Annotated in this window: 21 protein-coding genes; 6 read left to right on the top strand and 15 right to left on the bottom strand. The window is 72.1% G+C overall.

Annotation, left to right across the window (positions count from 1 at the left end; genetic code table 11):
* Positions 1-20 precede the first annotated feature (20 nt).
* Positions 21-2,090: a LuxR C-terminal-related transcriptional regulator gene (locus tag ACFYWX_RS39790; protein WP_389429960.1), complete on the bottom strand. Its 2,070-nt coding sequence runs from the start codon at positions 2,088-2,090 to the stop codon at positions 21-23.
* A gap of 76 nt (positions 2,091-2,166) precedes the next feature.
* On the opposite strand from ACFYWX_RS39790, the gene ACFYWX_RS39795 reads away from it, so the two are divergent.
* Positions 2,167-3,252: a M12 family metallopeptidase gene (locus tag ACFYWX_RS39795; protein ID WP_389429962.1), complete on the top strand. Its 1,086-nt coding sequence runs from the start codon at positions 2,167-2,169 to the stop codon at positions 3,250-3,252.
* Positions 3,253-3,455: 203 nt separating this feature from the next.
* Positions 3,456-5,096 (top strand): MFS transporter, encoded by a 1,641-nt coding sequence (locus ACFYWX_RS39800; RefSeq protein WP_389429964.1) that lies wholly within the window; start codon positions 3,456-3,458, stop codon positions 5,094-5,096.
* On the opposite strand, the gene ACFYWX_RS39805 is transcribed toward ACFYWX_RS39800, so the two are convergent.
* Together ACFYWX_RS39805 and ACFYWX_RS39810 are read right to left on the bottom strand one after the other, a co-directional pair.
* Positions 5,033-5,374, bottom strand: a complete 342-nt coding sequence (locus ACFYWX_RS39805; RefSeq protein WP_389429993.1) for a sulfurtransferase — start codon at positions 5,372-5,374, stop codon at positions 5,033-5,035. The two genes, ACFYWX_RS39800 and ACFYWX_RS39805, sit on opposite strands and share 64 nt — an antisense overlap.
* Before the next feature lie 61 nt (positions 5,375-5,435).
* Complete coding sequence (locus ACFYWX_RS39810) at positions 5,436-6,257, bottom strand: TauD/TfdA dioxygenase family protein (RefSeq protein WP_389429965.1); 822 nt, start codon at positions 6,255-6,257, stop codon at positions 5,436-5,438.
* Positions 6,258-6,537: 280 nt separating this feature from the next.
* Between ACFYWX_RS39810 and ACFYWX_RS39815 the strand changes: the two genes are divergently transcribed.
* Both ACFYWX_RS39815 and ACFYWX_RS39820 read left to right on the top strand, forming a co-directional pair.
* The gene (locus tag ACFYWX_RS39815) at positions 6,538-7,053 is read left to right on the top strand and encodes an AAA family ATPase (protein WP_389429966.1); all 516 of its coding nucleotides are present in this window, start codon (positions 6,538-6,540) and stop codon (positions 7,051-7,053) included.
* Complete coding sequence (locus ACFYWX_RS39820) at positions 7,050-7,421, top strand: hypothetical protein (RefSeq protein WP_389429968.1); 372 nt, start codon at positions 7,050-7,052, stop codon at positions 7,419-7,421. Before ACFYWX_RS39815 ends, ACFYWX_RS39820 begins: the two co-directional genes overlap by 4 nt.
* On the opposite strand, the gene ACFYWX_RS39825 is transcribed toward ACFYWX_RS39820, so the two are convergent.
* The 12 genes from ACFYWX_RS39825 to ACFYWX_RS39880 form a co-directional block, all read right to left on the bottom strand.
* The gene (locus ACFYWX_RS39825; protein ID WP_389429970.1) at positions 7,400-8,548 is read right to left on the bottom strand and encodes an LLM class flavin-dependent oxidoreductase; all 1,149 of its coding nucleotides are present in this window, start codon (positions 8,546-8,548) and stop codon (positions 7,400-7,402) included. The genes ACFYWX_RS39820 and ACFYWX_RS39825 overlap by 22 nt on opposite strands.
* The gene (locus tag ACFYWX_RS39830; protein ID WP_389429972.1) at positions 8,541-9,632 is read right to left on the bottom strand and encodes an LLM class flavin-dependent oxidoreductase; all 1,092 of its coding nucleotides are present in this window, start codon (positions 9,630-9,632) and stop codon (positions 8,541-8,543) included. Before ACFYWX_RS39830 ends, ACFYWX_RS39825 begins: the two co-directional genes overlap by 8 nt.
* Positions 9,629-11,002 (bottom strand): NtaA/DmoA family FMN-dependent monooxygenase, encoded by a 1,374-nt coding sequence (locus tag ACFYWX_RS39835; RefSeq protein WP_389429973.1) that lies wholly within the window; start codon positions 11,000-11,002, stop codon positions 9,629-9,631. Before ACFYWX_RS39835 ends, ACFYWX_RS39830 begins: the two co-directional genes overlap by 4 nt.
* Positions 11,003-11,023: 21 nt before the next feature.
* Positions 11,024-12,226 carry an LLM class flavin-dependent oxidoreductase gene (locus tag ACFYWX_RS39840; protein WP_389429974.1) on the bottom strand — a complete coding sequence of 401 codons (1,203 nt, stop codon included), beginning with the start codon at positions 12,224-12,226 and terminating at the stop codon, positions 11,024-11,026.
* Positions 12,227-12,309: 83 nt separating this feature from the next.
* Complete coding sequence (locus tag ACFYWX_RS39845; protein ID WP_389429975.1) at positions 12,310-12,405, bottom strand: putative leader peptide; 96 nt, start codon at positions 12,403-12,405, stop codon at positions 12,310-12,312.
* 46 nt (positions 12,406-12,451) lie between these two features.
* The gene (locus ACFYWX_RS39850; RefSeq protein ID WP_389429976.1) at positions 12,452-13,198 is read right to left on the bottom strand and encodes a GNAT family N-acetyltransferase; all 747 of its coding nucleotides are present in this window, start codon (positions 13,196-13,198) and stop codon (positions 12,452-12,454) included.
* Complete coding sequence (locus tag ACFYWX_RS39855; protein WP_389429978.1) at positions 13,195-14,217, bottom strand: ABC transporter substrate-binding protein; 1,023 nt, start codon at positions 14,215-14,217, stop codon at positions 13,195-13,197. Before ACFYWX_RS39855 ends, ACFYWX_RS39850 begins: the two co-directional genes overlap by 4 nt.
* A 74-nt stretch (positions 14,218-14,291) precedes the next feature.
* A complete protein-coding gene (locus tag ACFYWX_RS39860; RefSeq protein ID WP_389429980.1) occupies positions 14,292-15,086 on the bottom strand; it encodes an amino acid ABC transporter ATP-binding protein in 795 nt (264 codons plus the stop codon).
* The gene (locus ACFYWX_RS39865; protein ID WP_389429981.1) at positions 15,083-16,069 is read right to left on the bottom strand and encodes an amino acid ABC transporter permease; all 987 of its coding nucleotides are present in this window, start codon (positions 16,067-16,069) and stop codon (positions 15,083-15,085) included. Before ACFYWX_RS39865 ends, ACFYWX_RS39860 begins: the two co-directional genes overlap by 4 nt.
* 192 nt (positions 16,070-16,261) lie before the next feature.
* A complete protein-coding gene (locus ACFYWX_RS39870; protein ID WP_389429982.1) occupies positions 16,262-16,405 on the bottom strand; it encodes a hypothetical protein in 144 nt (47 codons plus the stop codon).
* Between the two features lie 106 nt (positions 16,406-16,511).
* Positions 16,512-17,408: a glutathione S-transferase C-terminal domain-containing protein gene (locus ACFYWX_RS39875; protein ID WP_389429984.1), complete on the bottom strand. Its 897-nt coding sequence runs from the start codon at positions 17,406-17,408 to the stop codon at positions 16,512-16,514.
* A 79-nt stretch (positions 17,409-17,487) separates the two neighbouring features.
* Positions 17,488-17,610, bottom strand: coding sequence for a putative leader peptide (locus ACFYWX_RS39880; protein ID WP_389429986.1), 123 nt, complete (start codon positions 17,608-17,610; stop codon positions 17,488-17,490).
* A gap of 196 nt (positions 17,611-17,806) precedes the next feature.
* On the opposite strand from ACFYWX_RS39880, the gene ACFYWX_RS39885 reads away from it, so the two are divergent.
* Both ACFYWX_RS39885 and ACFYWX_RS39890 read left to right on the top strand, forming a co-directional pair.
* A complete protein-coding gene (locus ACFYWX_RS39885; protein WP_389429987.1) occupies positions 17,807-18,142 on the top strand; it encodes a hypothetical protein in 336 nt (111 codons plus the stop codon).
* Positions 18,132-18,881, top strand: coding sequence for an alpha/beta hydrolase fold domain-containing protein (locus tag ACFYWX_RS39890; RefSeq protein WP_389429988.1), 750 nt, complete (start codon positions 18,132-18,134; stop codon positions 18,879-18,881). The genes ACFYWX_RS39885 and ACFYWX_RS39890 overlap by 11 nt, the downstream gene beginning before the upstream one ends.
* Positions 18,882-19,133 lie beyond the last annotated feature (252 nt).

Here is a 19,133-nt window from a genome sequence, read left to right on the forward strand (position 1 = left end):
TCGCCGGGCCGCCGTGGGTCTCAGGCCGACTGCGCGTCCGGCTGTTCCAGCAGCCACGGCAGAGCTCCGCGGTCGCTCCCGCCGAGGCGGGTGTAGGCGCTGTAGAGGTGGTTGCCGACGGTGCGGACGGAGAGGGTGAGGCGTTCGGCGATCTGGCGGTTGGTCAGGCCCGCGGCGGCGAGGGTGACGATCTGTCGTTGGCGGGCGGTGAGTTCGCCGAGGACCAGGCCGGCCAGGGCCGGGGTGCGGGCACCCTGGCAACGGCGGGCGAGGGCGACGGCTCGGGTGCGGGAGGTGCGGGCGGCGGCGGGGTCGCGGTGCGCTCGTACAGCCTGCGCGTGCGCCTCCGCCGCGAAGAGCAGGAAGCCGCGTTCCTCCAGGGCTTCGGCGACGCGGTCCAGGGCGGGGCCGTCCGCGCGGGCGAGCGCCTCGGCGTGCCGAGCGAAGACGCTGCCGGCGGGGAGCCGGTCGAGAGCCCGCTCGGGGGCACCTAGGCGTACGGCGTCGTAGGCGTCGGCGGGGGCTTCGGCTTCGGCGGGGGCTTCAGCTTCAGCTTCTGCTTCGGCGGGGGCTTCAGTTTCGGCTTCTGCTTCGGCTTCGGCTTCGGCGGGGGCTTCAGCTTCTGCTTCAGCTTCGGCTTCGGCGGGGGCTTCAGCTTCTGCTTCGGCCTCGGCGATTCGCTCCGACGTGACCGCGCCGGCCCTCACCGCCTTGCCCTCACCGACGCCGGCCAACTCTCCCACGCCGGCACTCTCCGACCCACCCCCGCCGATCCTCGCCAGTGCCCCCTCGTTGTCGCCCCGTGCGGCTGCCAGCCACACTGCCGCCGGACCTTCCGGGCCTTGCGGGGCTCCGTGCACCGCGGTCGTCTCGCCCGACTGGGCGGTGGCCAGGGTCAGTTCCGTGCGGCACGAGTCGTCGTCCGGCGCCTGGCGTGCCCACGCCGCCGCCTCGCGCAGCTCGCCCCGCAGCCGGGCGAACCGGGCACGTACGGCCGCGTAACCGCGGGGCACGGGCGCGCCCTCCGCCACGAGCCACTCCCCCACGGGGGTCGGGAGCCTACGTACGTCGGCGGCCTCGATGCGGTGTTCCAGCGCGGCCTGTTCGGACTTGAGGGCGAGGTCGCGGTCGTCCGGGGTGCGGGCGAGCCGCCTCGCCCGCAGTCGGCCGGCCGCGGCCCGCAGCACCGGGCCGTGCAGGGGGTGGGCGAGGTGGACGGCTCCGTCGTCGTCGGCGTGGACCAGGCCGTCGGACTCCAGCTGTTCGAGGACGCGGAGGTCGCAGGTGTCGACGTCCAGCGGGAGGGGTTCGGCGAAGGCGAGCCGGTCGAGGGTCTCGCGCTCGTCCGGGTCGGTACGGTCCAGGACCGGCGCGGCGTGTTCCCGTACGGCCGTGGTCAGCGGGACCGGCCCGCGCCACACCTGTTCGCCGGTGTCCAGGACGCGGCTGAGCCGTCCCTGGCCCCGCAGCGCGGCCAGCAGGTGCCGCAGCAGCCGCAGGTCGCCCCGGCACAGGCGGTGCAGCCGGTTCACGGTGAGGGGTTCCACGGGGCCGCCGGCGCCCGCCGTGAGCAGGTCGGCCGTCTCCTCCCGGGGCAGCGGTTCCAGGACGAGGCGCGGCAGCAGCTCACCGGTCCACAGCCGCGACACCGCGCCGGGGGCGGTCGCGCCGTCGGTGGCGACGACGAGCAGGCGGGTGCGCCCGTGCACCGCCAGCTGGTGGACGAGCGCGGCCGAGGCGTCGTCGAGCAGGTGCGCGTCGTCGACCAGCAACAGCCGTACGCCGGAGAGCAGTTGGACGGCACGCGGCAGGGAGACGTCGTCGGGCAGGAGGTGGGCGAACGCGGCGAAGGGGATCTGCCTGGTCTCGGGCGTCCCCGCGACCTTGGCGCAGTCGGCGCCCCGTACGGCCTCCATGGCCAGCCGGGTCTTGCCGCAGCCCGCGGGACCGGTCACCACGATGCCGCTCCGTCCGCCCGCGACGGACCGGCGGAGCAGCTCCACCTCCTCCTCCCGGCCGGTGAACGGCCAGGGCAGCTCCAGCGTCCTTGCGTCCCGCTCGAAAGTCGTCACGGTAACGGGAGTGCGCATACTCACTCCTGATACAGGGCGACTTGAGTAGCCCCCGACTCAGGCGCCCGGCGGCGGCCGACGGCACTGTGGACCCATGACCGGACGCTACTGCTCCCTCGCGCAGCAGCCGGCCCCCGCGTTCGCACCGGGGCTGGCCGCCGAGCGGCTCGGTGCGCTCATCGGGGGACGTCCGATGTGGGTCAACGGCACGGTCCTGCACTACTACTTCTTCGACGGCGACACCGACGACTCCGTCATTCCCGTACCGGGAACCGGCGAGGTCCGGCGGGTGTCGTGGGTCGGCGCCAAGGAGCAGCGGGACGTGGTGCGCGAGTGCTTCAAGGAGTGGCAGGACCTCGGCATCGGGCTCACCTTCGCCGAGGTCGAGGACCGCTCGGAGGCCGAGCTGCGCATCGGGTTCCAACTCGGCGACGGCTCCTGGTCGACCGTCGGCAGGGACGCGCTGCAGGTCGGTCTGAACGAACGCACCATGAACTTCGGCTGGGACCTGACCGCGCCCGGGGAGCGCGGGACGGCCCTGCACGAGATCGGGCACGCGCTCGGCATGCTGCACGAGCACCAGAGCCCGTTCGCCGGGATCCACTGGGACGACGAGGCCGTGTACGCCGATCTGGCGGGCCCGCCGAACTTCTGGAGCCGGGACAAGACGTTCTTCAACATCCTGCGGAAGCTGGATCCGGCGGAGGTCAACGGCTCGGTCTGGGATCCGCTGTCCATCATGGAGTACCCCTTCTCCTCGGGGCTGATCCTGGAGCCGGAACAGTTCCGCGCGGGGGTGCACCCGCCCGGTGCGCTCTCGCCCCTGGACAAGGAGTTCGTGCTCCGCTGGTACCCGCCGGCCGGCCCTTCCCGGCCGCCCGCGCTGGTGCCGTTCCGCTCGGTGCCGCTGCGGCTGGCTCCGGGCGGGCAGGCCGACTTCACCGTCGAGCCGCCTCAGACCCGCGAGTTCACGGTGGGCGCCTTCGGTGAGAGCGACACCGTCGTCGTGGTCTTCGAGGAGAGGGACGGGAAACCCCGCTTCCTCTCCGGGCAGGACGACGGGGGCTCACCGCACAACGCCACGATCAAGGCCCGGCTCGTGAAGGGCCGCCGCTACTTGGTCCGGGTGCGCCTGTACTCCAGCTGGGGGTCGGGCGAGACGGCGGTCATGTGCTGGTGACAGCACGGGCCACCGGCGCCACCCGGACACATGAGCCACCGTCCGGCACCGGGGGAGCGGTCGGGCAGGTCGCCTTCGGGGGAGGGTGACCTGTCCGACCACGCCATGGGTGCCGGTTCCGGGTGCGAACGCAACGTTTCCATCGTGCGAACAGGCGGGCCGACGCGAGGACAGGACCGTTCGGCTGGTGTGAACATGACGGCATGCTCCCGGGAGAGGATCCCGCAGCTCGGCGGGTGTTGATGGTCTGTCTGGCGGCCGGTGTCACCACCCTGCTCGACCAGTCGGTCCTCAACATCGCCATGCCTGCGCTGCGTCAGTCGCTGTCCGCGGGCGCCGCCGACGTGCAGTGGATCGTGTCCGGCTACTCGCTCGCCTTCGGGCTGACCCTGGTGCCCGGTGGCAGCCTCGGTGACGTACGCGGCCGCAAAGGTCTGTTCCTGCTGGGGCTCTCGGTGTTCGTCCTGTGCTCCGTGGCCGCCGCGACAGCCCAGCACGCGGCCGTGGTCGTCGCCGCGCGGTTGGTGCAGGGTGCGGGGGCCGGGTTGGTCAACTCGCAGGTCATCGGCACCCTCCAGGACATCTTCCAGGGACTGGCGCGGGCTCGCGCGCTCGGTCTGTACGCGGTCACGGCCGGGGTCGCCTCGGCGCTGGGTCCCGCGCTCGGAGGGGTGTTGGTCGGGGTGTCCCCGGCGGGACTGGGGTGGCGCCTGCGCCTGCTGCTGAGCACACCTTTCGGGGTGGCCACCCTCTGGTTGGCGACCCGCCGACTGCCACCCGCCCGCCGCGTCGCCGCCCAAGCCCGGCTGGACTTGGGCGGCCTGGCATGCGTGGCCGCGCTGACACTCTCCCTGATGCTGCCGTTCATCCGCCCGCCGGGCAGCCACAAGGAAGCGGCCCTGTGGGCCGCCGCCGCACTGGCGTCGGCCGGTCTGCTGGTGGTGGGGCAACGGCGGCGAGGACACACGGGTGGGACTGCGGTGGTACGTCCGACCGAGCGGCACACCCAGAAGGACCGGGCGCCGGTGGAGCGGCGGACGGGTCGGCCCGACCGGGACAAGCAGGCCCCGACGCGGGCGCAGGCGGGTCCGCGGGACCGGGACGAGCAGGCGTCGACACAGCAGCAGGCGTCGGTCCGTCGGGCTCCGCTGGTGCATCCGGCGTTGGTGCGGTCGGGGGCGTACGCGCTGGGGACGGGGGTGGCGATGGCTCAGTTCGGTGCCACGATGGCCGCGGGCCTGGTGCTGGCGCTGTTCCTGCAGAGCGGGCTCGGGCTGCCGGCGCCGGCCGCGGCGGCCGTGACCCTGCCGGCGGCGGTCGGGATGATGGTGGCGTCGGCCGTGGCCTGGCGGGTGATGCGGCGGCTGGGCACGCACACGGTGACGCTGGGCGTCGGGCTCGGCATCCTCGCCCTGGTGGCGGAGGCCCTCGCCGCGGTGTCCCTGCCGCGGGCCTCGCTGCCCTACGTGCTGGCCGGGATGCAGTTGTGCACCGGTGCAGCGTCCGGTCTGACCGTCTCCCCCAACCAGGCGCGGGTCCTGCAGCACGCTCCCGCCGAGGCGGCCGGGGTGGCCGGCGGCATCCTGCAGATGGCCCAGCGGGTCGCCGCGGCTGTCTGCCTGAGTGCCGTCTCCGGGATCTACCTCCGAGGCGTGGCCGCCACGACGGACACGCCTCGGACCGCCTTCGCGCAGGCCTGCCTCGTATGCGCCGGCGTCCTGACGGCAGCGCTCGTCCTGTGCCTGATCCGATCCCGGGAAACCCCGCACGTCCAGACGGTTCAGCCACCCGACTCCAGTGGCCGGCCGGGGTCCTTGGACCACTCCTCCAGGGAACCGTCGTAGACGGACACGTCCTCACGGCCCAGCAGAGTCAGGGTCGGGGCCGTGCCCGCTGCGGAGATGCCGCCGCCGCAGTAGAGGACGACGGGTGAGTCGGTGGGGGCCGCTCCTCCGAGGACGGGGTGGACGCGGGTGGCGAGTTCGGCGCGGGGGAGGACGCGGCCCTCGGGGTTCAGGAGGTCGCGGCCCGGGAGGCTGCGGCTGCCGGGGATGTGGCCGCGGCGGGTGTAGCGGGTGGGGGCGGTGCCGTCGTAGCCGCCGGTGGGCAGGGCGCAGACGATTGGTTCGCCGGCGCGGTCGGCCGCCGCCTCCTCGACCGGGTGGCGGCGGCCGTCGGGGTCGTCAGGAGGTCGTCCGCAGTGGCTCCACTCCGATGACCTTGCGGTAGACGCGGGCGCCGTCGCCGTAGTCGTCCACGGCGTAGTGCCAGGTCGCCTGGTTGTCCCAGAGGACGAAGTCGCCGGGGCGCCAGCCGAAGCGGATGGTGTAGTTCGGCGAGGAGGCGTGCCGGAGCAGGTGGTCGAGCAGGGCGGTGCCCTCCTGCGGGGTGACGCCGGTGAGTCCCCTGGCCGAGGTGCTGATGAAGAGGCCCTTGCGTCCGGTGAGGGGGTGTTCGAGGACGACCGGGTGCTCGACGGTGTCGCCGGGCGCGTTCTTCCTGCTGCCCTGGGCGTAGTTCTCCGCGTTGCCGTCGTAGACCGCCTTGACCGACCCGAGCAGCTCCTTGAAGGGCTCGGACAGGTCGTCGTAAGCCGCCTGGAGGTCCGCCCACAGGGTGTGGCCGCCGAGTTCGGGCACCTCCTGGTAGGTGAGGGACTCGATGGCGAAGACCGGGGTGCGCCACAGTCCGCCGATGTGCCAGGTGCTGGCCTTTCCGGTCTGGGCGACGTTGTACGGGTAGACCAGCGGGTTGTCGGGGTGGCGCAGTGCGGTGGGGTGGTCGAAGGGCTCGGCGAAGATCCGTACGGCTTCCACGTGTTGATCGGGCGTCAGGTGCTGGCCGCGGAAGACCAGCACCTTGTGCTCCGCGAAGGCGCGGCGCAGGGTGTCCGCAGTGGGGTCGTCGACGGGGCGGGTCAGGTCGACGCCGGTGATCTCGGCGCCGAAGCGGGGGCCTGCTCGGTGGACGACGGGGCCGGCTTGCTTGCTCGCGACGGTGGTCATGCCCATCTCCTCAAGGTCGTGCAGGGGCAGGGCACACGGCTCGCGTGGCGGGAGGAGTCGCCGAGGACTCGGAACTCCGCACGGAACCGGTGCGGGCGGAGGGACTCAGGCGCGTCGACAGCTCGCCGTGGGCATGAGCCTCACGTGCGGGGTTCGGAACAGCGCCGGGGTGGTCACTCCACCACGGTAGGCAGACGGTTCGCCCTACGGCCAGATTCACGCCATTGCACTCGTGTGAACAGTCCGCCGCCGGGCGGCCGCGGTCCGGCACGATGGCCCCATGCTCGTCGCACTCGGCGGTCTGCCCGCCACCGGCAAGACCACGCTCGCCCGTCTCCTGGCCGCCCGGATCGGCGCGGTCCATCTGCGCGTGGACACCATCGAGCAGGCCCTCGTTCGCTCCGGCCTGGCCCGGCATCACGTCGGGGCGGCGGGTTACGTCGTGGGATACGCCCTGGCCGAGGAGCATCTGCGTCAGGGGCTGTTGGTGGTCGCGGAGTCGGTGAACCCGTTGGCCGTCACGCGGGACGCCTGGCGCGACACGGCCGTGCGGGCGGGTGTGCCGTGGGTCGAGGCGGAGGTGATCTGCTCGGATCCCGTCGAGCACCGGCGCCGCGTGACGTCCCGCTCGGTCGACATCCCGGACCTGCCGTTGCCCGACTGGGAGCAGGTGGTGGGCCGGGAGTACGAGTCGTGGGACCGGGACCACCTCGTCGTCGAAACGGCGGGGCGGACGCCGGAGGAGTCGCTGCACGTGCTGCTGCGGGGCGTTTCGACAAGAAGGGACACCACATGATCACTGGCTATGTCATCGGCGAAAGCCTGCGTCCGGGCGCCGAGTTCGCGCCGCCCGGGCTGCGGTTGCGCAGGGTCGCGCGACTCGACCTCGCGGGGAGCGCGACCGAGGCGCAGCCCCAGCAGTGGACGCTCGTCGAGTGGGAGGTGGACGGCGAGGACATCGACGGGATCGCGGACGCGCTCGCCGGTGCGCTGGAGCCGGAGAACGGGTGGTACGCCGACTTCACCGCCGGGGACGAGCGGGTCGTCGTCTTCGCCGGGAAGGTGTTCCGCCATCGGCGCGGCGACGAGGCGGGCCGCGCCGAGGCGATCGCGTACGGACGTTCGGTGGGGACGCCCGAGCATCAGCTCGACTGGACGGAGTGACCCCGGCGGCGCCACTCCTCGGCGAGCAGTGCGTAGGAGCGGACCCGGTCGGCGTGGTCGTGGGTGATGGTGGTGATGAGCAACTCGTCGGCGCCCGTGGCCTCCTGGAGTTGTTCCAGGCCGTCCGCGACCCGGGTCGGTGAGCCCACGAACTGGGTGTCGAGGCGATCCTGCACGAGGGCCCGGTCCCCGTCGGTCCAGGGGTGGGCGCGGGCCTCCTCCGGGGTCGGGTATTCGATGGCGCCCTCGGCGGTACGGATGCTGCGCACCCAGGGGCCGTAGCCGGTGGCGAGTTCGCGGGCGGTGTCGTCGTCCTCGGCGACGACGACGTCCGCGGAGACGCTGACGTACGGCTTGTCGAGGAACTCGGAGGGCTGGAAGAAGGCCCGGTAGCCGTCCACCGCCTCCAGGACCGTGGCCGGGCTGACGTGGTAGTTCGCGGCGAACCGCAGGCCCCGGGCGCCCGCGGTCTCGGCGCTCACGCCACCGCTGCTGCCGAGGATCCACACCTCGACCTCGGCGCCCTCACCGGGCACGACGTGCGCCTCGACGCCCTCCGGGGAGCGGTAGGTGCCGGCCAGCAGGGCGAGGACGTCGTCGATCTGCTCCGTGTAGTCCTGCGACTCGGCGCCGGGCAGCAGGAGCAGCCTGCGTTGCAGCGCGATGCGGGGTGAGCCGAGGAGCTGCTCGAAGGAGAAGCGGGGCGGGATCAGCAGCCCGTTCGGGGCTCGGCCTTCGACGACCGGCGTGGCCGTCCCCGGCGGGGCCGTCCGCTCTCCCCGCGGTCGGCCGCCCGAGCGGCCCAGGCCCAGGTCGAGGCGGCCCGGGTGCAGCGCGTCGACGAGGCCGAACTCCTCGACCGCGGACAGCGCGGTGCGGTGTCCGAGCTGTACGGCGCCGGAGCCGAGCCGGATGGTGGAGGTGGAGGCGGCGGTCAGGGCGAGGACGACCGCCGGGGACGTCCCCGCCACGCCGGGGTTGAGGTGGTGCTCGGCGAACCAGAAGCGGGTATAGCCGAGGCGTTCGGCCTGCTGGGCGAGGTCGATGGAGTTGCGCAGGGCCTGCGCGGCCGTCGAACCGGAGGAGATGGGGACCAGGTCGAGGACGCCCAGTGCGATGTCAGACACGGACGGGCTCCTCGGTGACGGGTGGGTCCGCGAGTACCGGCCCCCAGGCGAACGGCGGGTCCGGTATCTCGCGTCGCAGCACCGGGGCGACCGCGGACTGGAACAGCTCCAGCGAGTCCCGGTGCTGGGTGTCGGTGAGGCCGCTCGCGTCGGCGTGCAGGTGGACCACGGTGTGGCCGAACTGTTCGTGGTAGCGGTGCACCTTCTCGATGACCTGCTGCGGGCTGCCGATCAGGGCGGAGCTGCGCTCGACGAAGTCCTCCAGGGTGGGGAAGACCGGCTCCAGGCCCAGTCTCTTCTGGAAGGCCAGGTGCCCCTCGAACACCGGCCGGTACGCGGTCAGCGCCTCCTGTGTGGTGCGGGCGACGTACACGCCCGCCGTGCCCGCGCCGATCGCGATGTCCGCCGGGTCGTGGCCGTAGTGTTCCCAGCGTTCGCGGTAGTGGCGGATGAGCTCGGCGTACGGCTCGATGGGGTTGGTGACATTCGCCGAGAAGAGGGGGTCGCCGTAGCGGGCGGCCAGGTCGACGGACTCCTTGCTGGTGGCGCTGCCGTGCCAGACCCGGATCGGCTGCTGGAGCGGCCTCGGCCACACCTCGGCGTCCGTGAGCGGGGGGCGGAAGCGGGTGTCGGCGGTGACCTTGTCCTGCCGCCAGATCTGCCGGAACACCTCGTAGCTCTCGGCGTTGCGCTCCCACTGGTCGTCGGGGGTGACGTGGAACAGGTCGCGCTGGGCGGCGCCGTTGCCCTTGCCGATGATCAGCTCCAGGCGGCCGCCTGAGAGGTGGTCGAGGGTGGCGTAGTCCTCGTGGGCGCGGACCGGGTCGAGCAGACTGAGCGTGGTCACGGCGGTGAAGAGCCGGATGCGTTTCGTCAGTGCGGCGACGTGGCTGAGGACGACGGGCGGGGAGGAGGAGATGAACGGGCGCTCGTGCCGCTCCCCCACGCCGAAGCCGTCGAAGCCCAGCTCCTCGGCGAGCAGGGCGTTGTCGAGGACCTCGCGGAAGCGCTCGTTCGTCGGTTTCCGCACGCCGGTGACCGGGTCGGGGGCGTGCACGATCAGGGTGATCGCCAGGAACTTCACGACGCGGCCCGCTCGTCGCGGACGTCGTCGGGGTGCGCGAGGCCGAGGTGGTCGCGCAGGGTGGTGCCCTCGTACTCCGTGCGGAAGACGCCCTGTTCCTGCAGCAGCGGGACGACCTTGTCGGCGAACTCGTCGAGGCCGCCCGGGGTGATGTGCGGGACGAGGATGAAGCCGTCGCTCGCGTCGGCCTGGACGTACTCGTTGATGGTTTTGGCGACGGTGGTCGGGGAGCCGATGAAGTTCTGGCGGTTGCCGGTCTCGATGACCAGGTCGCGGATGGACCAGTTGTTGGCGGCGGCCAGCTCCCGCCATTCACGGGCGGTGGCCAGCGGGTCGCGGTACATGCGGACCTGTGCACGGCCGCGGGAGACGGTGTGCTCGCCGGGCAGCGGGTCGACGTCCGGGAGCGGTCCGTCCGGGTCGTACCCGGAGAGGTCCCGGTTCCACACCCACTCCAGGTGCTTGAGGGCTGTTGCCCCGCTGACCTGCTGGCGGCGCACCTCGTGGGCGATCTCCTCCGCCTCGGCGTCGGTGTCGCCGAGGACGAAGCTCGCGGCGGGCAGGATGAGCAACTGGTCGTTTCGGCGGCCGTACTTGGCGAGGCGGGACTTCACGTCCTTGTAGAAGGCCTGGCCGGTGTCGAGGGCGGCGTACCGGCTGAAGATGGCGTCGGCGCTGTGGGCGGCGAACTCGCGGCCCTCGTCGGAGTCGCCGGCCTGGAAGATCACCGGGCGGCCCTGGGGGCTGCGGGGGACGTTGAACCGGCCGTGGATGTCGAAGTGCTGTCCCTGGTGGACGAAGGCGCCGGCCTTGGCGTCGCTCAGGAAGGTGCCGGTGGCCTGGTCGGCCACGATCTCGTCGCCCCGCCAGGAGTCGAACAGTTCGTGGACGGTGGCCAGGAACTCCTTGGCGCGGGAGTACCGCTCGTCCTGCGGGAGGAAGCCGCCGCGGCGGAAGTTCTCGCCGGTGAAGGCGTCCCAGGAGGTGACCACGTTCCACGCGGAGCGGCCGCCGGAGAGATGGTCGAGGCTGGCGAACTGGCGGGCCACCTCGTAGGGCTCGTTGAAGGTGGAGTTGATGGTGCCGGTCAGGCCGAGGTGCTCGGTGACGGCGGCGAGCGCGGTGAGGACGGTGAAGGTGTCGGGGCGGCCGACGACGTCCAGGTCGTAGATCTTGCCGCCTTGTTCGCGGAGCCTGAGCCCCTCGGCGAGGAACAGGAAATCGAACTTGGCGCGTTCGGCGGTCTTCGCGAAGTGCACGAAGGAGCTGAACTCTATGTGGCTGCCGGCCTTCGGGTCGCTCCACACCGTGGTGTTGTTGACGCCGGGGAAGTGCGCGGCCAGGTGGATCTGCTTCAGGGGCTTGCTCATGGTCGGTGACGTCCCTCCGGCTCAGGCGGCGGCGTAGCGGTTGGTGGGGCGGGGCAGGCCCAGCAGCCCGCGCAGGGTGTCGGCCTCGTACGTGCGGCGGAAGGCGTCGCGCCGCTGGAGTTCGGGAACCAGGCCGCGGGTGATCGCCGGCAGGTCGTGGCCGGCGACGGCCGGACGCAACCGGAACCCGGTCAGGCCGGCCGCCTGGAACTCCTGGAGCAGGTCGGCGAGTTGGGCCGGTGTGCCGGTGAAGATGCGGGCATCGCTGGTGTACGGCTCTCCGGCGAGGGCGTCGAGGCGGTCCTTGCGGGCCGCGGCCTCGGCGGGGTCGTCGTCGAGGAAGACCACCAGGTCGCCGAAGACGTGCAGCGTCTCGCCCGCGCGGCCGGCCGTCTCCTGCTCGGCGCGGATCTCCCCGACGATCGCGCGGGCCTGGTCGGTGTCGTGCGGGGTGATGTAACCGACGTCGGCCGCGCGGGCCACCAGGCGGTAGGGGATGGTGTCGTGGGCGAGGGCGGTGACGAGCGGCTGGCCCTGCGGCGGGCGAGGGGTGATGGAAGGGCCCTTGACGCTGAAGTGGCTGCCCTGGAAGTCGATGTAGTGCAGCTTGTCGCGGTCGATGAAGCGGCCGGTGGCGGCGTCGCGGATCTCCGCGTCGTCCTCCCAGCTGTCCCAGAGGCGGCGTACGACCTCCACGTAGTCGGCGGCCTCGTCGAAGAGGTCGCTCACCACGGCCGGCGCGTCGGGGCTGTCGTAGGCCTCGATACGCGGGATCGTACGCCGGCCGAAGTGGGCGGCCTCGTGGGGGCGGGCGCTGATCTGCACGCGCAGGCCGGCGCGGCCGGTGCTGACGTAGTCGAGGGTGGCGACCGCCTTGGAGATGTGGAACGGCTCGGTGTGGGTGGCGATGGCGGTCGGCACAAGGCCGATGTGGTGGGTGAGCGGGGCGACACGGGAGGCGATCAGGACGGCGTCGAGACGGCCGCGCACCTGGTCGGTGCGGTCGTCGGGGTCCAGGAAGTGGGAGGACTGCGGGCCGAGGCCGTCCTCGATGGTCACGAAGTCGATCAGGCCGCGCTCGGCCTCCGTGACCAGGTCGGTCCAGTATCCGGCGGTGAACAGGTCCCTGGGGCGGGCCGCCGGGTCGTGCCAGGAGGCGGGGTGCCAGCCGGTGCCGTCGAGGGCGACGGCGAGGTGCAGGAGAGAAGGGTGGGTCGAGGACACGAGGGGGTGCCTTCCTGGAGGTCCGTCCGTACGAGAATCACCGGCCCCGGAGACGTCACGGGCACACGGTGTTGAGCAACGGGTCAGGAGCAACAGAGCGCGCCGGCCACGCGCTGGAGGTCTATGTGGGGCCGGGAGTGGAGGTGGACGGCGTGGGATGTCCGGGTCACGTCCGCCACCTCCTTCTGGTCGCGCGGGTCGGCGCGTCACACATCTCGTCGTCAGTCACAACGCCCGGGCCTCGCCGCGTGTTCCCCGTGCCGGAGTGCGGACTTGGAGGATGGTGGAGCGGCGGCGCAGGGTGAAGCCGAGCGACTCGTACAGCCGGATCGCCGGGGTGTTGTCCGCGGCGGCGTGCAGGAACGGGGTGTCGCCGCGGGCTCGGATGCCCGCGGCGGCCGCGCGCACCAACCGGGTCGCCAGGCCCTTGCCCCGGTGGTCCGGGTCGGTGCAGACGGCGCTGATCTCCGTCCAGCCGGGCAGCCGCAGCCGCTCCCCCGCCATGGCGATCAGCCGCCCCCGGTGGCGGATGCCGAGGTAGGTGCCGAGTGCGACCGTCCGCTTCAGGAACGGGCCCGGCCTGGTGCGGGCGACGAGGTCGAGGATCTCGGGGACGTCGTCGGGCCCGAGGAGGACCGCCTCCGGGGCGTGCTCGGCCCGCAGCGCGGTGTCGACGAGTTGGACGCCCTCCCCGCCGCCGACGATCTCCCAGCCGTCGGGAACCCGGCCGACCGGCTTGAGGCGTACGGCGGTCCCCGGGCCGACGAGCGTGCGCAGGTCGGCCCAGGCGGCCGGGGCCTCCGGATCGGCGAGGGCGGCGAAGGCGTACACGTCGGCCGGATAGCGGGCGGCGCGGCCCACGCGCTCGGCGAGGTGGGCGTGTGGGCCGCTCAGCGCGTGCCAGACGGCGTTGTCCAGGGGGTGCGCGCCAGTGCGCGACGCGACACCCCCTCGGTGGACGTCGGTCGTCACGAGTTGTCCAGCGGCAGCCCGGGCGGGTTGACCTCGGACTTGGCGACGGCCTCGTTGGAGAGATTCCAGGCCTTGAGCCACTTGGCGTACTGACCGTGCTCGATCAGGTAGTTGATGGCGTCGGCGAGGGGCTTGGCAAGGCCGCTGTCCTTCTTGGCGGTGGCCGCGATCAGGCCCTGGAGGGTCTCCCCGGCGCCGGAGAACTGACCCGCGATCCGGGTCGCCTGGGGCGTGTCGGCGGTCTTCGCCGCGTGGTAGGCGAGATTCGGGTTGGGACCGAAGTACGCGTCGATCTTGCCGCTGCTCAGCGCCAGGTAGATGCTGTTGCTCTCCTGGAAGTACTTGACGGTGAGGGGCTTCTTGCCCTCCTTGGCCAGCTTCGCCTTCCACTCCAGGAGGAGCTTCTCCTGGTTGGTGCCGTTGCCGACGGAGACCGTCTTGCCTGCGAGGCTCTCGTAGTTGCCGTCGAAGTTCCAGGTGTTGTCCTTCTTCACCTCGAAGGCGAGGTCGTCCTTCCGGTAGGAGGCGAACTCGTACTTCTTCTTGCGTTCCTCGGTGTCGGTGACGTTGGAGAGGGCCACGTCGACCTTTCCGCTGTCGAGCCCGATGAACAGGTTCTCCCAGGTCGAGCGGCGCACTTCGGGCTTGAGACCGAAGACGGCGGCCACCAGTCGGCCGAGGTCGGGCTCGGAGCCCGTGATCGTCTTCTGGTCGCTGCCCACGAAGCCGAGCGGCGGGCTGCCGGACGGCAGCGTGCCGGATCCGATCACCAGCTTGCCGCTCTTCTTGAGGGCGTCGGGCAGTTCGGCGCTGATGGACTTCACCTCGGAGACCTTCAGGGGGGTCTCCTTCGCGGCGCCGTTGGACAGCTGACCCACGGTGACGGTGCCGGCGATGTCGGTCTTGGTGGCGGCGTCGCTGTCGCCTCCGCAGGCGGTGAGCCCGGTGGCGAGGGCGGCGACGGCGGTCGCCGTGGTGATGCCGCGTATCAGGCTGCGTCGGGAGATCTGGGTGGGCATGACTGTCCTTGTCGGTCAGAAGGGTGTGCTGAGGGTGGCGTGGGGGAGGCTGTGGGTGCCCGGCGGCGGCCGGGTCAGAGGACCTTGCTGAGGAAGTCCCTGGTCCGCTCGTGCCGAGGCTTGTCCAGGACCTCGGAGGGCGGGCCCTGTTCGACGATCTTGCCGCCGTCGATGAAGACGACCCGGTCGGCGATCTCACGGGCGAACCCGACCTCGTGGGTGACGATCACCAAGGTGGTACCGCTCCTCGCCAGGTCCTTGATGACGGCGAGGACCTCGCCCACGAGTTCGGGGTCGAGGGCGGAGGTGGGCTCGTCGAAGAGGATGAGCCCCGGGCGCAGGGCCAGGGCGCGGGCGATGGCCACCCGCTGCTGTTGGCCGCCCGACAACTGCCGGGGGTAGGCGTCGGCCTTGTCGGCCAGGCCGACCTGGCCGAGAAGTTCGCGGGCGAGCTTCAGGGCCACCGCCTTGCCGAGCTTCCCCGTGGCCACCGGGGCGGCCGCCACGTTGTCGAGGACGGTCAGGTGCGGGAAGAGATTGAAGTTCTGGAAGACGAAGCCGATACGGCTGCGCTGGGTGAGGATGGCCCGCTCGCTCAGCTCCCGCAGCCGGTCACCGTTGCGGCGTACGCCGATCAGCTCGCCGTTGACGCTGACGTAGCCGCGTTCGGGCTTCTCCAGGTGGTTGATGACCCGCAGCAGGGTGGACTTGCCGGACCCGGACGGGCCGAGGATCACCGTGACCTCGCCGGGCCGCACGGTCAGGTCGACGCCGTCCAGCACCCGGTGGGCGCCGTACCACTTGTGCACGTCGTGCACCTCGACGGCGGCGGGCGTGGCCTCGACGGTGGTGAGCGTTTCGGCGGTCATACGGCGGCCTCCCTGCGCAGGCGCTCACGCACGTCGCGCAGGCCGGTGCGGAGCTTCTGGAGCGGGGTCGGCGGCAGGGAGCGGGTGGCGCCCCGGGCGTAGTACCGCTCGACGTAGAACTGGATGACGGAGACGACGCTGGTCAGGATCAGGTACCAGACGGTGACGACGAGCAGCAGCGGCACGATGTCGCCGGGGTAGGTGGCGCCCATGGTCTGAGCGGTGCCGAACAGGTCGAGCAGCGAGACGTAGAAGACCAGCGAGGTGCTCTTGATGAGGCCGATCAGCTGGTTGACGTAGTTCGGGGTGATCGACCGCAGGGCCTGTGGGAAGACGATCCTGCGGAACTGGTAGCCCTTGGGCAGGCCGAGGGCGGAGGCCGCCTCGTGCTGGCCCTGGTCGACGGAGAGGATGCCGCCGCGGACCACTTCGGCCGCGTACGCCGCCTCGTTGAGGCTGAGGCCGATGACGGCGACGGCCATGTCGGTGGCGAGCCGTGACTCGTCGAAGGTGAAGAAGGCGGGCCCGAAGGGGACTCCGACGCTCAGCGTCTTGTACAGGGCGCTGAAGTTGTAGAGGAAGAGCAGCACCACGATCAGCGGTGTGGAGCGCAGCGCCCATACGTAGGTCCAGCTGACCGCGCGCAGGACCGGACTCTTCGAGAGCCTGGCCAGCGCGAGCAGGATGCCGCCGAGCAGGCCCAACACCGCGCTGTAGGCGGCGACTTCGAGCGTGATGAGCAGCCCGTCGAGGATGGTCGGCCGCAGGAACCAGTAGCCGAAGCGGTCCCACTGGTAGAAGGGGTTGGAGATCAGGCCATGGACGAACTGCGCGACCAGGACCAGCACGACCGCGGTGGCGATCCAGCGGCCCGGCTTGCGCAGCGGCTGAACTCGCTGAGCGGTGAGCTTTTTTGACGGCATGTCAGTGGACGGCGGCGGTGCCTCGGCGAGGGACACGGCGGCGCCTGGGGATTCACTCATGGCGGGCTCCGGCAAAGTCGGACGCCCCGGGAGGCGGTGGGTCCCGAGCTGCTACGGCCGTAGGAGAAAGCGGGTGAATCCGCTCTGTGGCACGGAGCGAGGCACGGGAATGCACGGAACCGGGGGCTCTACAGGGGGAAACGACACACCGCGAAGGCGGTGTTGTGCGGGGTGCGGGGCGGGAAGGTGACGTCAGCCCCGCGAGCGGGCACAGCCCGGTGCCGTACAGAGTGCGCTGTTGACGCGCAGCAGATCGACGGCGCGGTCGGCGACGAGGGGGTACGACAATACGCAGCTCTGGGAGCGGCGGGTCGCCGTCCTGGGAGCTGCGTACATGTCGTCACCGTCACTGTTCCGGCCCGGTGGGCCTTCGCGCCATCTGCGCCGCAAGTAAGACAGTTGGCCGATCGAATGTCAACGTCGGTCCACTTTTTGGAACGACTCAGAGACGGTTGACCTGCGGCGGAGTACCTTCACCGCCTGCCGCATGGGTGACCCAGTCCAGGATCTGGACAGCTGATCCGGCGGCTTCCAGACCCCGGCACTGGGCCTGGTGACGGCGGGCGATGCCGTCGAGGTCGAGGTGTGCGCCGAAGGCCGGACGGGCGGCGAGCCGGCGGGCGTAGGCCCATACGGCGGGATGGTCGGCGATGCGGTGCACCGCGGCGGCGTCCAGGTGGTGGCGGTGCACGGTGTCGAGTTCGACCAGGGCGACCCACAACTCGACGTCGGCGGCGGTGATCTGATCGCTGATCAGGTACGCGTAGCCGGTGAGGCTGCGCTCCAGCGTGTCCAGGGTGGTGACCAGCGTGTCGAGCGCGGCGGCGCGTTCCGCCGGCTCGGTGCCGGGCGCTCCGGCGCGCTGTGCGGCCTGCTCGATGCCTTCCCCGCACAGCCGCTCGACGGCCTCGATCTCCGACTCGGAGCCACACGGGTACAGCGCGGGGCGGCCGCCGCCGAAGCCGCGGGCCAGGTCACGGGTGATGTCGGGGGCGTGGGTGCTGACGATCCGTCCGGACCAGTCGTCGCTGAGCACCGGGCCGAGGGCCGCTCCGGTGTAGCGGTGCGCGCTGGCGTCGTAGAGCGGACGCAGTGCGTAGTGGCCCCCGTCGGGACAGTCGGGGACCGCGGGCAGAGGGGTCACCGGACAGGCCGCGTCGAGGCCGAGGAGGCTGTGGGTGACGGCGATGCGCAGACCGGGAGCGGTGGCGGGCGACAGGTGGAGGCGGTAGCGGCGCGGCACGGCGTAGTGGCCGCTGCGTGCGTCCCGGCCGATCCGGCCCCGGAAGGCGGGGGCGGACTGCTGGGACGGGTGGGCGGCCAGCGGTGTGACGGACATGACTCTCCCCGGAGGCGGGCGCGCGGACGTACGCGCGGCGGAAGCGACGTCGAGCAGGGGCGCAGGGGGCGTGGTGCGGTTAGCCCCGGGGGCTGATCGCGCTGCATACGCGCTGCAGGTCGATGTGACGGCGGGAGGTCAGAAGAGGGGTCGGGCCCGGCGTACGGCTCACTCGGCTGGTGACCGGCTCACAGCGCCCCATACTTCCCTACCTTTTCACTAGGATTCCATGTCCGAGTGTCGATCCGCCTCCGCCCGCAGTCAAGAGGGTGTCCATCAGGTGACCGCGAAGGCCCTGGGCGGGAGTCTCCCGGCCGGGGCCCGTGGTCGGACGGTTCTGCCGGCGTTCGCCTGGGGGAGCGGGATCACCACCGTCCTCTCCCTGGTGATGAGTGCGCATGGCCCGGCTGACGGAGGGGGAAGCAAAGATGCGGGTGAACAACGCCCTCGACGCCGACGAAGTCGCCGAGGACCACGTCTCACGAGGACTGACGAACTGTCGGACGACCGGAAGGCCCCGCATGGTCGAGCTGGACTTGGAGGACGGCCTGGCCGTCGTCACGATCGACCGACCACCCGCACGCAACGCCATCGGCCTCGACACGATGGCGGACCTGGAGACGGCCCTGGACGCGGCCGAGGCCGAGCGGGCGCCCCGCGCTGCCGCCGCCCGGCTGTGGGGGTCCGAGGAACACTGGGAAGCGGCGGAGAAGGTGATGACCCGTGGCAAGTGAAGTCCACGTCGAGGAAGGCCCGTTCGGGCCGGAAGTCCGTCCCGGAGGCACCCGGGTGGAGCAGACGGTGCTGTACCTGCACGGGGACCCACGGCTCGCGGGCAGCCCGCAGGACGCGCTGCCCACCGCCCGCGAACTCGCCCGCGCCACCGGGTACGCCGTGCTGTGCGCCCGCTACCGGCAGCGTTTCCCCGAGGCGTTGGAGGACGTGTACGCCGCCTGGGAGCACTGTCGGGGCCGGGGCCCGGCCGCGGTGGCCGGGGAACGGCTCGGCGGCGCGCTCGCGGCCGGCCTGCTGCTGCGTCTGCGCGACGAGGGCGCGCCGCCGCCGTCCTGCGCGGTGCTCACCTCCCCGCTCCTCGACTTCACCCTGGACGCCCCGAGCCTCCTGCTCAACGCGGCCGCCGACCGCACCGTCGACGCGGAGACCCTGCCGGTGCGCGCGGCCGCCTACGCGGGGGTGACCGAGCCCAGGAACCCCCTCCTGAGCCCCCTGCACGGCAACCTCCACGGCCTGCCCCCGCTGCAACTCCACGCGGCGGGCACGGAGGTGCTCCTGGACGACGCCCTGTCGTTCGCGACGCGGGCGGCGCACTCGGGGGTGGCGGTGGATCTGCGGATCTACGAGGATGCGGCGGCGCAGGGGATACGACAGGTGGGGGCGATGTCGGAGTTCCTGCGCGCTTGGAGCGGGACTTCACAGCACCGGTCGGCAGTGTTCAGCCCGTCCGGCGTGTGAGGACGAGGCGGCGTTCGGGCTGAAGGGGGTCTGGGGGCGGCAGCCCCCAGCACCTCGCCTCGCCTGTCACGCCCAACCCGCAGTCGGCATACGGCCGTGGCGGCCGCGGGGGGGGGGGGGGGGGGGGGGGCGGGGGGGGCGGGGGGGGCGGGGGGGGGGGGGGGGGGCGCGGGGGCGGGGGGCGGGGGGGGGGGGGCCGCCGGCTGGGGTTGGGGCTGCTGTGCCGCCGGTGCCGGGCGCTGCTCGGCCGGG

This window comes from Streptomyces sp. NPDC002888 (assembly GCF_042888465.1).
Taxonomy (GTDB): Bacteria; Actinomycetota; Actinomycetes; order Streptomycetales; family Streptomycetaceae; genus Streptomyces.

What these genes read in the sequence shown, in the direction of transcription:
- ACFYWX_RS39860 (WP_389429980.1), bottom strand. Translation starts at nt 15,086, where the DNA reads ATGACCGCCGAAACGCTCACCACCGTCGAGGCCACGCCCGCCGCCGTC.
- ACFYWX_RS39880 (WP_389429986.1), bottom strand. Translation starts at nt 17,610, where the DNA reads ATGGGGCGCTGTGAGCCGGTCACCAGCCGAGTGAGCCGTACGCCGGGC.
- ACFYWX_RS39800 (WP_389429964.1), top strand. Translation starts at nt 3,456, where the DNA reads ATGCTCCCGGGAGAGGATCCCGCAGCTCGGCGGGTGTTGATGGTCTGT.
- ACFYWX_RS39815 (WP_389429966.1), top strand. Translation starts at nt 6,538, where the DNA reads ATGCTCGTCGCACTCGGCGGTCTGCCCGCCACCGGCAAGACCACGCTC.
- ACFYWX_RS39795 (WP_389429962.1), top strand. Translation starts at nt 2,167, where the DNA reads ATGACCGGACGCTACTGCTCCCTCGCGCAGCAGCCGGCCCCCGCGTTC.
- ACFYWX_RS39790 (WP_389429960.1), bottom strand. Translation starts at nt 2,090, where the DNA reads ATGCGCACTCCCGTTACCGTGACGACTTTCGAGCGGGACGCAAGGACG.
- ACFYWX_RS39870 (WP_389429982.1), bottom strand. Translation starts at nt 16,405, where the DNA reads ATGTACGCAGCTCCCAGGACGGCGACCCGCCGCTCCCAGAGCTGCGTA.
- ACFYWX_RS39885 (WP_389429987.1), top strand. Translation starts at nt 17,807, where the DNA reads ATGGCCCGGCTGACGGAGGGGGAAGCAAAGATGCGGGTGAACAACGCC.
- ACFYWX_RS39855 (WP_389429978.1), bottom strand. Translation starts at nt 14,217, where the DNA reads ATGCCCACCCAGATCTCCCGACGCAGCCTGATACGCGGCATCACCACG.
- ACFYWX_RS39875 (WP_389429984.1), bottom strand. Translation starts at nt 17,408, where the DNA reads ATGTCCGTCACACCGCTGGCCGCCCACCCGTCCCAGCAGTCCGCCCCC.
- ACFYWX_RS39810 (WP_389429965.1), bottom strand. Translation starts at nt 6,257, where the DNA reads ATGACCACCGTCGCGAGCAAGCAAGCCGGCCCCGTCGTCCACCGAGCA.
- ACFYWX_RS39835 (WP_389429973.1), bottom strand. Translation starts at nt 11,002, where the DNA reads ATGAGCAAGCCCCTGAAGCAGATCCACCTGGCCGCGCACTTCCCCGGC.
- ACFYWX_RS39865 (WP_389429981.1), bottom strand. Translation starts at nt 16,069, where the DNA reads ATGAGTGAATCCCCAGGCGCCGCCGTGTCCCTCGCCGAGGCACCGCCG.
- ACFYWX_RS39820 (WP_389429968.1), top strand. Translation starts at nt 7,050, where the DNA reads ATGATCACTGGCTATGTCATCGGCGAAAGCCTGCGTCCGGGCGCCGAG.